This is a genomic window from Amycolatopsis pittospori (genome assembly GCF_013870525.1).
GTDB lineage: Bacteria > Actinomycetota > Actinomycetes > Mycobacteriales > Pseudonocardiaceae > Amycolatopsis > Amycolatopsis pittospori.
In genome coordinates this window covers 1-13,360 of the sequence record NZ_JACBXD010000035.1, presented here as the reverse complement: position 1 = coordinate 13,360, position 13,360 = coordinate 1, and the positions used below count along the sequence as shown (strand labels likewise).

Sequence of the window (13,360 nt, the reverse complement as noted above, 5' to 3'; positions counted from 1 at the left end):
CGAAAGGGGAGATACCTACTCCACATAGCTTCTTCGTCACTATCGGTGAGGAAACCGCCTTCATGTCTGAGTCATCCACCGCTGTCGTCACGCCGCCGGGGGACGCGGCCGCGCAGCACACCAACCCGCACCACGCCAGGAGATGGCTGATCCTGGTGATGATCGGTCTCGCCCAGCTGATGGTGGTACTCGACGCCACCGTCGTGAACATCGCGCTTCCGTCGGCGCAGCAGGACCTCGGCTTCTCGAACGACGCCCGCCAGTGGGTCGTCACCGCGTACGCGCTCGCGTTCGGCAGCCTGCTCCTGCTGGGCGGACGGCTCGCGGACCTCTTCGGCCGCAAACGCGCGTTCCTCGTCGGCCTGGCCGGCTTCGCGATCGTTTCGGCGATCGGTGGCGCCGCGACCAGCATCGAAATGCTGCTCGTCGCCCGTGCCGCGCAAGGTGTCTTCGGTGCCCTTCTCGCCCCGGCGGCCCTTTCGCTGCTGACGACGACCTTCACCGACCCGAAGGAACGCGGCAAGGCCTTCGGTGTCTTCGGCGCCATCGGTGGTGGCGGCGCGGCGATCGGCCTGCTGCTCGGCGGTGTGCTGACCGAGTACCTCGACTGGCGCTGGTCGATGTACGTCAACATCATCTTCGCCGTGATCGCGTTCGCCGGTTCGGCCGTGCTGCTGAAGAACGCCGAAAGCGACGGCCCGCGCCCGAAGCTCGACATCCCGGGCACGATCACCGCGTCGGCCGGTCTCTTCGGCCTCGTCTACGGTTTCGCGAACGCCGAACGCGACTCGTGGTCCTCGATCTCGGTGTGGGGCTTCCTCGCCGCCGGTGTCGTGCTGCTGACCGCGTTCGTACTGATCCAGCAGCGGGCCGAACATCCGCTCCTGCCGCTGCGTGTCCTGCTCGACCGCGACCGCGGCGGCTCCTACCTCGCGATGTTCCTGCTCGCCATCGGAATGTTCTCGATCTTCCTGTTCCTCACCTTCTACATCCAGCTGAACCTCGCGTTCACGCCGGTGCAGAGCGGGGTCGCGTTCCTGCCGATGGTCGCCACCCTGATGGCCAGCGCGACGTCGGCGACAGCCGTACTGCTGCCGAAGTTCGGCGCGAAACCGTTGGTGTCGCTGGGAATGCTGATCGCCGGACTGGGTCTGTTCTGGCTCTCGGCCATCGACACCACCAGCACCTACGCCAGCGGCGTGCTGTTCCCGCTGATGGTGATGGGCGTCGGTATCGGCCTCGCGATGGCGCCCGCGATGAGCGTCGCGACCTTCGGTGTCGACACGCACGACGCCGGTGTCGCGTCGGCGGCGGTCAACACCGCGCAGCAGGTCGGCGGCTCGATCGGGACCGCGCTGCTGAGCACGCTGGCCGGAAACGCGGCGGTGTCGTTCGCGGCCGGAAAGGTCCCCACGCCGCAACTCGCGGCCGAAGCGGCCGTGCACAGTTACACGACCGCTTTCGTGTGGGGCGGGTGGATCTTCGTGGCCGGTGCGGTGATCTGTGGGCTGCTTCTTCGGTCCGGTGCCCCGGCGAAGGCGCCTGAAGGCGCTTCGGAAGGCGCTCCGGTCGCCGTCCACATGTAGTCACCGGTGCTATGAACGGCCCGTTACTTGCAAAATTTGCAAGTAACGGGCCGTTCATTGCACGAGGGTTCTGGGAGGACGACTTCCCGGTTGAGCGGCCGGGCAGGGAGACGGTGTTGCGAAAGCCACTTTCGCAACGTTGAAGGTTGCGAAAGTGGCTTTCGCAACACCACCAGTGAGCCGAGACGCATGACGCGCACGCGGGGGAGACGTCAGCGGGACTGTGAACGCACGGCTTCGAAGACCTCGTCGTCCCACCGGTGCGTCCGGATCAGCCGGTACCGTTCGCAGGCCACCCACAGGTACGCCTCGGCGTCGGTGCGGTCGCCGATCATGTCCGCCTGCCGCAGCATCGCGAGCACCGGCACGAACTCCTCGTCGAACCACCGCTGCGCCAGCGACGCACGGTCGGAGTACTGACCCTCGTCCTGCATCAGCCGGAAACCCCATGCCTCCACGTGTTCCCCGAGCCGCGCGTAGTCCCACGGATCCGTGAACACCACCGAAGCGCGCGAGTGCCCGGAAAGCGGGACGCGGTCCAGGAACAGCCGCCGGTAGTCCTTGACGATCAGGTCGCCGCGGTACCGGATCCCGCTCGGGTCCAGTTTGGTCCGGACCTCGGTGACCATCGCTTCGATTGTGGACAGTGCCATCGCGTGTGCCACGGAAACCCGGTGGTGGCCGTCGATGATGAAATGCAGTTCGCCGACCCGGTACACCTCGATCGGCGGGATCGATTCGCCGCGCCTCGTCGCGAGCGCCAGGCGTTCCCAGCGTTCGCGGACGCGGCCGGACGTCGGCCGGAAGCGGCGGTCGAAGTCGCGGCCGCGGTCGACGCTGCCGACGATCGAATCGAGCCGGATCACGCGCGGCCCGATCTTCCGTTCGCCGAGGTAGCCGAGCGCGTCGACCACCTCGTGGAACGGCAGCATGATGTTGACGTCGTCGGGTTCGCCGCGCAGCCAGTTGGCCAGCCGCGACAACACCTGACGCCGTCGCGCGCGGAGGAAGTCGTGTTCCGCGTCAGCGCGGGGAAAACCGGTGTCCTTCATAGGAACTCCATGATCCGGTGCCCGACCACGTTGCGTACCGTGGTCCCGCCGACCACCCGGTCCGGCACGGGTTCACCGTGCGGGTGGATATGTCCGTGCAGCAACCATTTCGGCCGCAACAACTCGATCGTGCGATGGAGACAGTCGAACCCGCGGTGCGGCGGGTCCTCGCGGTCGCCGCAATGCCGCGGCGGCGCGTGGGTGAGCAGTACATCGACGTCCCGCCCGTCACGCCAACGGCGGAACCGTGCCCGGCGCACCAGACGCCGCGCACGCCGCGCCTGCTGCCGCTGTGTCCACTGGTTGGGGCCGTCGTTATAGCGGACCGAACCGCCGAGTCCGGCGAACCGGAGTCCGCCGACGTCGACGATCCGGCCGTCCGCGTTCACCCCGCCCGCCGGCCCCGGCCACACCGCCGGGAAACCGTCCTTCATGGACAGTCCCCCGTAGCGGGTGTAGCCGGACAGGTCGGGATCGTGGTTGCCGGGGACGAACACGCAGGGCACGTCGAGCGCGCCCGCCAGGAACTCCAGGTACTCGTACGGCAGGTCGCCTGCGCCGATGACGAGGTCGGCCGGGTGGTTGTGGACCGCGGAGGTCCACAACCGCTCTTCGACCTCGTCCGCGACGACCAGCGCTTTCATAGGCCCCAGCGTAAGGCCCCGGGCGCTACTTGACGCCGTGTGCGAACGCGGGGTCCTTGGCGATGATCGCGACGACGATGCCCAGCCAGACGAGGCAGAAGGCGAGCGCCCAGAACTTCAGGTTGGTCAGGATCCTTGGCATGAGGGACTCCATTGCTACCGAAAGGGGAAGAAAGGTCAGAGCCAGCGGTTCTTCCTGAATATTCGGTAGAGCAGGATGCAGACGCCGAAGATGATCGTCATCGCCATCGGATAGCCGAAGCGCCAGTGGAGCTCCGGCATGTAGTCGAAGTTCATCCCGTAGATGCCGGCGAGTGCCGTCGGGACCGCGATGATCGCCGCCCAGGCGGTGATCTTGCGCATGTCGGTGTTCTGCTGGAGCGTGATCTTCGCCAGCGTCGCGTCCACCAGGGTGGTCAGCAGTTCGTCGAAGTTCGCGACCCGCTCCGCGACGGTCGTCAAGTGGTCGGAGACGTCGCGGAAGTACGAGCGGACCTCGTCCGGGATCAGCCGCGTGTAGCCCTCGGCGAGGCGCTGCAGCGGAGTACCCAGCGGCATGACCGCGCGGCGCAGTTCCAGCACCTCGCGCTTCATGAAGTAGATCTGCTCGGCGCTCACCTTGGAGCGCGGCGCGAAGACGTGCGTCTCCATTTCGTCGATGTCCGACTCGATCGCCGTGGTGACGTCGAGGTAGTGGTCGACGACGTGGTCGGCGATCGCGTGCAGTACCGCGGACGGCCCCAGGTCGAGCCGTTCCGGGTCCTGGTCGAGTTCGCGGCGCAGCCGGGCCAGCCCCGAGTGGTTCCCGTGCCGCACGGTGATCACGAAGTCGCGGCCGAGGAACGCCATCAGCTCGCCGGTCTCGACGATCTCGTTCGCCGTCGCGGGCGACTCGTGTTCGACGTAGCGAACCGTCTTCAGCACCATGAACAGCGTGTCGTCGTAGCGTTCGAGCTTGGGCCGCTGGTGCGCTTCGAGCGCGTCCTCGACGGCCAGTTCGTGCAGGCCGAAGGTCTCCGCGATGCCCTGGATCTGCACCGCGTCCGGCTCGTGCAGGCCGATCCAGACGAACCCCGCGTGCCGCTTGCGCACCTCTTTGATGGCCTCGGCGTGCGTCCAGCGGCCGGGCAGGCGCTTGCCCTCCACGTACACCGCGCAGTCGACGACGTACGCCGAAAGGGGGACTGGGATGGGGCGCTCGGGGACGCCTTTGGCGCGGCCGTTGCTCCGGCCGCGAAGGCCTCCGAGCGAGGGAATGGCAGGCATGGGATCTCCTGGGCAGACGTCGTGCGTTGTGCGCGAAGACGACGGGCCAAGCGGTCGGGGGGCCGCTCGGCTAGGCCAGCGTTCCCGGTTTCGTCAGCCCTGCCAGGTGGGGATCCGGCGAGATGTGAAGGCGGAAACGCTGCGACTACTAGGAAGCGGACTATCGCCACTGGACATCGGGTTCCTCACCTCCTTCGGCTCGGCGGACGGTTACGCAGTGGTGTGGGTCGCGTTGACGACCCGACACCAATGGTCGAGGGTACTCCTCAACACGAAAGCCTGTCGTTCCAGGCTCACGCCGCGTTACTCGTGCAGGAGGAATGGGTGCAGTTCGGTCGCTATTACGAAGAGTTCGAGGTCGGCGCGGTCTACAAGCACTGGCCGGGCAAAACGGTCACCGAGTACGACGACCACCTGTTCTGCCTGATCACCATGAACCACCATCCGCTGCACCTCGACGCGCACTACGCCGAGGAGACCACCGATTTCGGCAAGAACGTCGTGGTCGGGAACTACATCTACTCGCTGCTGCTCGGGATGTCGGTGCCGGACGTGTCCGGCAAGGCGATCGCGAATCTCGAGGTCGAATCGCTGAAACACGTGAAGCCGACCTTCCACGGTGACACCATCTACGGCGAGACCGAGGTGCTGGACAAGACGCCGTCGAAGTCGAAGGACGATCGCGGCGTCGTCTACGTCGAGACCCGCGGTTACAAGCAGGACGGCACGATCGTGTGTGTGTTCCGCCGCAAGGTGATGGTGCCGAAGCGGTCCTACGGTGACACCCGGGGCGGTGAACAGCCCGGCCGTCCCGTGCCGCACGAATAGCCGGGTGTCACGAACGGAAGAGGAGCGCGTCGATGCCCATCGGGCTGGATGAGATCAAGAGCCGGCTGCGGAAGTTCGCGGCGGTCGAAGCGGCCGGTGTTTCGCCGCTGTACGAGCACCTGACGTCGAAGGCGGGCGAGGACGACGACGTCGCGGGGCTGCTCACCGACGCCCGCGGCGGCGAAGCTCGCGGCACGTTGCTCATGGCGACGGCGCATCGGCTCATCCAGGCCGACCCGATCCACCCGCTCTCGCGGTACTACCCGTCCGTCGGCGGGTTCGACGGCGTGGACTCGGAGACGTGGCCGCTGTTCCGCTCGTTCCTGCTGGAGCGGGCCGACCGGGCGCGCGCGATCATCTCTTCGCGCTATACCCAGACCAACGAGGTCCGCCGGGCCGCGCTGCTCTACCCCGCGGTCACGACGGCGGCGAAGGAAGCGGGCGGCAAGGTCGCGTTGCTGGAGGTCGGCTGCAGCGCAGGCCTGCTGCTCGGGCTGGACAAATTCGCCTACCGCTACCAGTGCGACGGCGGCGAGCAGCTCACCGCCGGCCCCGCGAAGGCCGCTGTCGGCCTGCACTGCGCGCTCGACCTCGCACCCGGCGCCGTCACGCCGAAGGTGCCGAAGAAGCTCACCGTCACCGCCCGCGCCGGCCTCGACCGCGCGCCGGTTGACCTGGCCGACGAGGACGAACTCGCCTGGCTCGAAGCCTGCGTCTGGGCCGACCAGCCGGACCGGATCCGGCTCCTGCGCACCGCCGCGGCCGCGCAGGGCAAGCAGCGGCCGGACCTGATCACCGGCGACGCCGTCGACGATCTCGCCTCGGCGGCCGCCACCCTGCCCGCCGACGCGCCCCTGGTCGTACTGACCAGCCACGTGCTGGCGTATCTGGGGGACCGGCGGGCGGACTTCCTCGACGCGCTGCGCGCCCTCGCCGGCGAGCGGCCGCTGTGGTGGGTCAGCGAGGAGTTCTACGGCGCGGCGCTGGAGCCGTTGCTGCCCGGGCGCGCCGAGCTGGCCGACACGAACGGCGGAACCGCGGTCCTCGGTCTCGTCCGCTGGGAAGGTGGCGGCCCGGACGTCCGCGCGCTGGCCAGGACGGCGCCTCACGGACAGCGGATGACCTGGCTCCCGGTTTAGCCTTTTCGCAGTCGGCGAAGATGTCGGGAATGCATCGGTACGGACGCCTTTCCCCTCTTGGCCTGCTTTATCGGCACGTCATTTGCCAAATCGGGCACGGCATTTGTCACGCCGACGGGACATCCCCGGTCGGCAGTACTCCCCAATCGCGGAGAGTGACGAACAGAAGTTCGGCCAGACAGCCGTCTTTGTCGAGTTCGATCAAGGTTTCGACGTCCATCCAGCGGGCATCGGTGGCGTCGTCCCCGGCACGGAGAGTGCCCCCGGCGACCGCGCAGGCGTAATCGTGGATGTCGTACCGCCCGCGGCGTGCGTGGCCGACGAATGTGCCCGGTATCACGTCGAGTCCGGTCTCTTCGCGCATCTCGCGAATCACAGCCGCTTCGTCCGTTTCGCCGGGTTCGACTCGTCCGCCGGGCACCGACCAGAGTCCCCGTCCGGGTTCATTCGCGCGCCGGATCAGCAGGATTCGCCCGTGCTCGTCGTGGACGATGCCGCCGACACAGCGGACGGTGCTGTCCGAAACGGTGTTCATTCCCGAATGGTAGACGCGGGCTTCCTGACAACGCCTGTCCTGTACACGGAGAGTAGCCGTACGGTACACTTCTCCTCGCCCACTGACCCAAGCGCGGGACTTACGTACCGCGCCGCTGTCCGGTGCGGTACAAAATGAATAGTCAGTATCCGCAGTCAGTCACCGTAAGAGACAGGATTGATCGCTGTGAACGCGAAAAAGCTCCTCACTTTCGCAGGAATCGCGTTGGTGCTGTTCTTCGTGATCGCGCAGCCTGGTCAGGCCGCGGGCCTCGTGGGAAACATCATCGGCTTCCTGCGTGACTCGGCAGAATCGGTGATCACCTTCGTCAGCAACGTCTTCAGCTAGCGGGGAGCGGATACTCTATCGGTATGTTCGCCCCACGCGATCCAGACGAGTATCTACTCGACACCGAGCGACGGGTCATCCGGATCCGCCGGCACTGGGCTGTGCTGTTGTGGGACACCTTCGAGGCGGTCGCCCTCCTGGCGATCTGCGTCCTGGTGTCCTACCTCCTGCCGCCCGCGGCGTGGGTGATCCAGAACATCCTTTGGTACGCGGCGCTCCTGGTCGTCCTGCGCTTCGCGTACATCGTGATGGAGTGGTGGGTTGAGCGGCTGGTCGTCACGGACAAACGCTTCGTGATGACCACCGGCGTCTACACCACCAAGGTGCTGATGATGCCGATCACCAAGGTCACCGACCTCACCTACGAACGTTCGGCGTGGGGCCGGATGTGGGGTTACGGGACGATGGTGGTCGAGTCGGCCGGTCAGATCCAGGCGCTGAACCGCATCGACTACCTGCCCCGGCCGGAAGAGTTCTACGACACGATCTCCGAGCTCGTCTTCGGCGACAAGCAGAAGCAGGCCGAGCGCTTCTCGATGGTCAAGGCCCAGCGTGCCGCCCGCGGCAAGAAGAAGGTCGGTTAGCGCAGGTCCCGGGGTCGCTGTGACCTGGAGCATCATCGATACTGAGCGGCGATGCGCATCGACCTGCACGCCCACTCCACCGCCTCCGACGGCACCGACAGCCCTGCCGGGCTGGTCGCCGCCGCCGCCAAGGCGGGCCTCGACGTAGTCGCGATCACCGATCACGACACCACGGCCGGCTGGGCCCCGGCCGCCGAGGCACTCCCACCAGGGCTCTCCCTGGTCCCCGGCGCCGAGCTGTCCACGATCTCCATCGATCCGGAGACCGGGCGGCACGTCAGCGTCCATCTGCTCGCGTATCTCTTCGACCCGGACTCGGCCGCGCTCGTCGCCGAGCAGACCCGGCTGCGCTCGGAGCGGCGATGGCGCTTGCGCGTGATGGCCGAGCGGATGGCGGCCGACGGGCTGCCGGTCGACCCGGACGAGATCATGGCGCTGCTGCCGGAGGACGGCTCGGCCGGACGGCCGCATCTGGCGCAGGCGCTGGTGCGCGGCGGCGTCGTCTCGTCGGTGAACGAGGCCTTCGGAAGCTATCTGGGCAACGGGAGCGGGTACTTCGTGGCGCGGCAGGACACACTCGTGGAGACGGCGATCGACATGATCGCGGACGCGGGCGGCGTGACCGTGATCGCGCATCCGTTCGCCTACACGCGCGGCGCGACCATCACCGTCGACGTGCTCGCGTCGCTGGCCTCCCATGGGCTCACCGGTGTCGAGGTCGACCACCCGAACCACGACGAGGAGACCCGCGTCCGGCTGCACGGGCTGGCGGGGGAGCTGGGGCTCGTGCGGACCGGGTCGAGCGACTACCACGGCACGAACAAGACCATCGAACTCGGCGACGAGACCACCGACCCGCTCGCGCTCGAAGAGCTCGTCTCGCGGTCGACCGGCTACGAGGTCGTGTCCCGGTGACGATCACGGACTTCTTCGACGCGCGCCTGTTCATGAGCGCGACGATCACGCTGATTGTCATCATGGACCCGCCCGGCACGGTGCCGGTGTTCCTGAGCCTGACCGGGCGGAAGTCGGTGGCGTTCCGCGCCAAGGCCGCGCGGCAGGCGGTGCTGGTCTCGCTGCTGGTGATCTCGCTGTTCGCCGTCGCGGGACAGGCGATCCTTTCGTATCTCGGCATCGGCATCCCCGCGCTGCAGGGCGCGGGCGGCCTGTTGCTGCTGCTGATCGCGCTGCAACTGCTGACCGGCAACACCGGCGGCGAGGCCGAGGCGGCCGGCGATGACGTCAACGTCGCCCTCGTGCCGCTCGGGACGCCGCTGCTCGCCGGCCCGGGCGCGATCGCAGCGACCATCGTGTTCGTACGCCAGGCCGACGGGCACGTCGGCGCGTACGTCGCTCTTGCGCTTTCGATCGTGACGGTGCACTTCGTGCTGTACCTGTGCATGCGGTACTCGGGCGTGGTCATCCGGCTGATCAAGGAAAGCGGGATCACGCTGCTCGCGAAGATCGCCGGTCTGCTGCTGGCCGCGATCGCCGTCGAACTGGTGGCGAACTCGGTGAAGGGCTTCATCGCGGGCACCTGACCGGCGGGGACGGATCGCGTTCAGCGGGCTAAACGCGATCCGCGCGCGGGGCGGCGGGGTGAAGTGCCGTGAAGGCCTCCTTCCCTACCTTGAGCGTAGGGAAGGAGGCCTTCACGGACCGGCGACGACCGGCGGGGTGAGGTGATAGCAAAGGTCCCTTGCTCTCTTCCTGGGGCTCCCCTCGGAAAAGTGTCGGTGGGGGTGCGTAGCGTTGCGGGCGGGGTGATCCGATGGAGCAGATTGGTTTCGACTTCGGCGTCGAAGCGCCGCGCAAGCTGACGAAGGTCTCGCCCGCGCGCCTCGCCACGTTCGAAGACTGCCCGCGCCGCTACCGCATGTCGTATCTCGACCGCCCGTCCCCGACACGCACCGGGGCGTGGGCGCACAGCACGCTGGGTGCGGTGGTGCACAACGCTTTGCGGGCGTTGTTCGACCTGCCGGTGATCAAACGCGTGCCGCAGCGCGCGATGGCGCTCGTCGCCGAGCACTGGAAGGACGCCGGGTTCGAGGACACCGACCAGGCCGCCAGGTATCGCGCCCGGGCCAAGGCCTGGGTCGCGGAGTACGTCGAGCACAACGACGTCAGTGTCGAGCCGGTCGGGCTGGAGCGGTGGGTTTCGGCGCCCGTCACGCTCGAACCGGGCAGCGGGCCCAGTCTCATCATCGAGGGCCGCGCCGACCGCATCGACCAGCGCGGCCGCGAACTGGTGATCATCGACTACAAGACCGGCCGCCGTGAGCCGGACGAGTACGAGGCGCGCTCTTCGCAGGCCCTGGCGCTGTACGCCGTCGCGGCCGCCAGAACGCTGCGTACGCCGTGCTATCAGGTCGAGCTGCATCACGTGCCCAGCGGGACCATCGCGGCCGCCGAGCACACCGAAGAGAGCCTCAAACGCCATCTCCAGCGTGCCGACGAGACCGCCGGAGATCTGCGGCTGGCAACGGATACCCTGGACGCGGGCGGCGACGAGGACGTGCTGTTCCCGGCCCGCCCGGGCCGCCGTTGCTCATGGTGCGACTTCCGGCCCAGCTGCGCCGCGGGCCAGGAGGCCGGGACCGCGGCTCAGCCGTGGGAGCTGCTGGCGCCCCTGAACTCCTGAGACCCGACGATTGGACAGGCGAGGACGTGTCGTCACCGGACACCGAAGAGCTCGCGACCGCACCGCCGCCCGAAGAGCCGACCGCCTCTCCCGTGGCTGAGCGCGGGCGCTTCTGGCGCGGGCTGACCGGTTCGCTCGCCGCCGGGATGGTCGTGCTGGCGGGATGTGTCCTCGTGATCGCCGCGATCTGCCTGTTCACCGGGTCGCCCGGGCCGGGACCGCTGATGCTGATCGGGCATCCGGTCGCGGCGGTGGTCGCTCTCTTGTCCCAGCGGGTCGTCGACAAGCGCAATGGCCGCGTCGCGGGCTTCGCGGGTCTCGCGGTCGTCGTGAGCGTGACCGCCGCTTTGAGTCTTTTCTGGTGGAGCTGACCACGGCAGGAAAGTGCCAATGACCGGAAAAGTGGTCTGACACGGCGAAAACTATGACTCGCTGGGCATGTTGCCGCCCAGCGAGGACGAAAGGCGCCGTTGATGACCTACCCACCCCAGCCAGAGCAGCCCCAGTACGGCCATGGCGGGCAGCAGTACCCAGAGCAGCAGCCGTACCCGCAGGGCGGTTACGACCAGAGCGGCGCGTACCCCCAGCAGCAGCAACCCCAGCAGCAGTACCCCGGCTACGGCCAGCAGCCCTACGGTCAGCAGCAGTACGGGCAGGGCTTCGGCGGGCCGCCTGTGCCGCCGAAGAACGGCAAGACCGGCCTGCTGGTGGGCATCGCCGCCGCTGTCGTGGTGCTGGTCACGCTCGGCATCACCGGGTTCGTCGCTCCGGGGTTCTTCCTCGGCGACGACAAGGCCGAAAAAGCGGCCAGCCCTGAAGGGACCGCGCAGGCGATCGTCGCCGGCATCAACGCCCACGACAAGACCGCGTTGACGGCGCTCAAATGCGGGAACGCGGAAAAGGACATCGATCAGATCATCGATCGAGTCGGCGACGCGTCGGACGCCGCGCTCGGCGAGGTCACGAAGGTCTCCGAAACCGAGTACAAGGTGGCCGTCACGGTGAGCATCGAAGGGCGACCCGCTACCGGCACCGGCACGATCGTCGACGCGGGCGGCAACTGGTGCTGGAAAGAAGTCAGCCGCCTGCGCACCAAATCCTCGACGCGGTGACCGTATCCACCGAGCCGGGGGAGCAAGGGACCTTTGCTATCGCCTCGCGGTCACTTGAGGGCGGCCAGCGTGGCGCCGCGCTGCTCGAGTAGCACCGGCCCGACCGAAGACAGCTGCACCGGGCCGGTGTAGCCGTGCCTGTCGACGCCGACGGTGCGGATCGTGGTGCCGGTCAGCTCATCGAGGACGGCGAGGCCGCCCTGGATCGGCACGACCAGCTGGTCCCCGAAGGTGACGCCGGGGCCGACGGAGTTGTCGAGCGTCCATCGCGGCGTGAGGTCGTCGCGCGAGAACGCCATCGTTTTCGAGCCGGTGGACCAATAAACGCCCTGTGCGGTCCACGCGGTCGTCATGATGCCGCCCACCGGGTCCTGCGCGATGTCCGCGGCCGGGACGTCGAGCGGGTACGCCGACTTCTGCATTCCGTCACCGCCGTAGATGACCAGCAGTTTCTGTTCCGGCAGCACGATCAGCGCGAGATCGCCGGACATCGCGACGACTTTCGCGTTCTTCCCGGCGAGCACGGTGCTGTAGTCGACCTTCGGCTCGTCGGCCTCGTCGTTGGTCGCGCTGTAGACGGTGAAGCGGTCGGCCGGGTCGCCGGGGCAGCGTTCGATCACGCCGATCTTGCCCGACGCGGCGGCCACGGTGCCGTACGTGCAGCCCGTCCGGGGCTGCTTGTTCGGCTGGACGACGGCCGGGACCTCGCCGTATTCCATGCTCTTGACCAGGTCGTCGCGCCAGGTGTTGAGCAGCTTCTTGCCGGTCGTGGTGACGTGCGAGCCGTCGACGACCAGCCGCGTGCCGAGTTCGGCGTCACCGTTGCGCTGCGCGGTGCGGCGGCCGGTGCCCGAGTCGAGCTGGGTGACCTCGCTGCAGCCGGTTTCCTTGCGGTACACCGCGTCCACCTTGATCCCGGTGAGCGCGACGGTGCACAGCTCGAGATCGCGGGAGTAGCGCCACCGGACGTCCCCGGTGTACGGGTCCCGTCCCAGCACTTCGCCCTTGTCGGCGGTGACGACGTTGTTGGCCTCGCCGATCGGGACCGGCGTCGCCGAACTGGGCGCCTGCCACAGTTCGGTCAGTGAGCCGGGTACCTCGGCCGGCGCCGGGGGGAGGCCGGGCGGCTGGGTGGCGGCGACCTGCGCGACCGTCGCCGCGTTGTCGCTGTTCACGCCGATGACCACGCCGGTGACGGCGACGACCACCACGATCACCGCGACGATCACGCGATCCCGGCCGCGGTTCCACGGAGAGCGCCGGGCGCGCTTCCCGCCCAGCGGCGGCTCGGTGGCCACCGGCGGGACGGGTTCCGCGTCCAGCACGTCTTCGGTGCCGATCGTGGCCGCGGACTCGGTGGCCCCGGAATTCTCGGTGTCTTCCGAGGTCACCGGCTCGCGGCCGTTCGACGTCCGTTCGGGTTCAGCGGGCACGGGCCGCACCGGATCCTTGTCCGGCGCGGCGTCCCAAGGTTCGCTCACGTGCCCCTAGCTCCCCACGTCTGCGCTGAAGATGCTCAGTCTGCCGACGCAGGTGTATCAGAAGTCGCCGAGGGACGGCGACGGCGGCGTCGGCGAGCGGGGCGTTCGGCGCTGTCGCCGGACTCCTTTTCGGCGGCCGGACCG

The 13,360-nt window shown here is 68.1% G+C and carries 15 protein-coding genes; 10 read left to right on the top strand and 5 right to left on the bottom strand.

What is annotated here, in order from left to right; translation table 11 throughout:
• Nucleotides 1-62: 62 nt before the first annotated feature.
• Nucleotides 63-1,586, top strand: coding sequence for an MFS transporter (locus tag H5J31_RS20510; RefSeq protein ID WP_181774229.1), 1,524 nt, complete (start codon nt 63-65; stop codon nt 1,584-1,586).
• 212 nt (nt 1,587-1,798) lie between these two features.
• Here the strand turns inward: H5J31_RS20510 and H5J31_RS20505 are convergent, their stop codons facing one another.
• The 3 genes from H5J31_RS20505 to corA form a co-directional block, all read right to left on the bottom strand.
• A complete protein-coding gene (locus H5J31_RS20505; protein ID WP_181774228.1) occupies nt 1,799-2,638 on the bottom strand; it encodes a ParB N-terminal domain-containing protein in 840 nt (279 codons plus the stop codon).
• Nucleotides 2,635-3,282 (bottom strand): metallophosphoesterase family protein, encoded by a 648-nt coding sequence (locus H5J31_RS20500; RefSeq protein ID WP_181774227.1) that lies wholly within the window; start codon nt 3,280-3,282, stop codon nt 2,635-2,637. The genes H5J31_RS20505 and H5J31_RS20500 overlap by 4 nt, the downstream gene beginning before the upstream one ends.
• A gap of 177 nt (nt 3,283-3,459) precedes the next feature.
• Nucleotides 3,460-4,548: a magnesium/cobalt transporter CorA gene (corA, locus tag H5J31_RS20495; protein ID WP_181774226.1), complete on the bottom strand. Its 1,089-nt coding sequence runs from the start codon at nt 4,546-4,548 to the stop codon at nt 3,460-3,462.
• A 249-nt stretch (nt 4,549-4,797) separates the two neighbouring features.
• Here corA and H5J31_RS20490 point away from each other — a divergent pair, with 249 nt between their 5' ends.
• Nucleotides 4,798-5,376, top strand: coding sequence for a MaoC family dehydratase (locus tag H5J31_RS20490; RefSeq protein ID WP_236005303.1), 579 nt, complete (start codon nt 4,798-4,800; stop codon nt 5,374-5,376).
• Between the two features lie 32 nt (nt 5,377-5,408).
• Nucleotides 5,409-6,515 carry a DUF2332 domain-containing protein gene (locus H5J31_RS20485; protein ID WP_181774225.1) on the top strand — a complete coding sequence of 369 codons (1,107 nt, stop codon included), beginning with the start codon at nt 5,409-5,411 and terminating at the stop codon, nt 6,513-6,515.
• A 106-nt stretch (nt 6,516-6,621) separates the two neighbouring features.
• Here H5J31_RS20485 and H5J31_RS20480 read toward each other — a convergent pair whose 3' ends face one another.
• Nucleotides 6,622-7,050, bottom strand: coding sequence for an NUDIX hydrolase (locus H5J31_RS20480; RefSeq protein WP_181774224.1), 429 nt, complete (start codon nt 7,048-7,050; stop codon nt 6,622-6,624).
• Between the two features lie 186 nt (nt 7,051-7,236).
• Between H5J31_RS20480 and H5J31_RS20475 the strand changes: the two genes are divergently transcribed.
• From H5J31_RS20475 to H5J31_RS20445, 7 genes are all read left to right on the top strand, one after another.
• A complete protein-coding gene (locus H5J31_RS20475) occupies nt 7,237-7,398 on the top strand; it encodes a hypothetical protein (protein WP_005167589.1) in 162 nt (53 codons plus the stop codon).
• 23 nt (nt 7,399-7,421) lie between these two features.
• Nucleotides 7,422-7,982, top strand: coding sequence for a PH domain-containing protein (locus H5J31_RS20470; RefSeq protein WP_181774223.1), 561 nt, complete (start codon nt 7,422-7,424; stop codon nt 7,980-7,982).
• Between the two features lie 51 nt (nt 7,983-8,033).
• Entirely contained in the window at nt 8,034-8,897 is an 864-nt protein-coding gene (locus H5J31_RS20465; protein WP_181774222.1) for a PHP domain-containing protein, read from the top strand.
• Complete coding sequence (locus H5J31_RS20460; protein WP_181774221.1) at nt 8,894-9,523, top strand: MarC family protein; 630 nt, start codon at nt 8,894-8,896, stop codon at nt 9,521-9,523. Before H5J31_RS20465 ends, H5J31_RS20460 begins: the two co-directional genes overlap by 4 nt.
• 230 nt (nt 9,524-9,753) lie before the next feature.
• Nucleotides 9,754-10,623: a RecB family exonuclease gene (locus H5J31_RS20455; protein WP_181774220.1), complete on the top strand. Its 870-nt coding sequence runs from the start codon at nt 9,754-9,756 to the stop codon at nt 10,621-10,623.
• Nucleotides 10,624-10,649: 26 nt separating this feature from the next.
• Nucleotides 10,650-10,994, top strand: a complete 345-nt coding sequence (locus H5J31_RS20450; RefSeq protein WP_181774219.1) for a hypothetical protein — start codon at nt 10,650-10,652, stop codon at nt 10,992-10,994.
• A 102-nt stretch (nt 10,995-11,096) separates the two neighbouring features.
• Complete coding sequence (locus H5J31_RS20445; RefSeq protein ID WP_181774218.1) at nt 11,097-11,735, top strand: flagellar basal body-associated FliL family protein; 639 nt, start codon at nt 11,097-11,099, stop codon at nt 11,733-11,735.
• Between the two features lie 50 nt (nt 11,736-11,785).
• Here H5J31_RS20445 and H5J31_RS20440 read toward each other — a convergent pair whose 3' ends face one another.
• Nucleotides 11,786-13,216, bottom strand: a complete 1,431-nt coding sequence (locus H5J31_RS20440) for an Rv3212 family protein (protein ID WP_181774217.1) — start codon at nt 13,214-13,216, stop codon at nt 11,786-11,788.
• Nucleotides 13,217-13,360 lie beyond the last annotated feature (144 nt).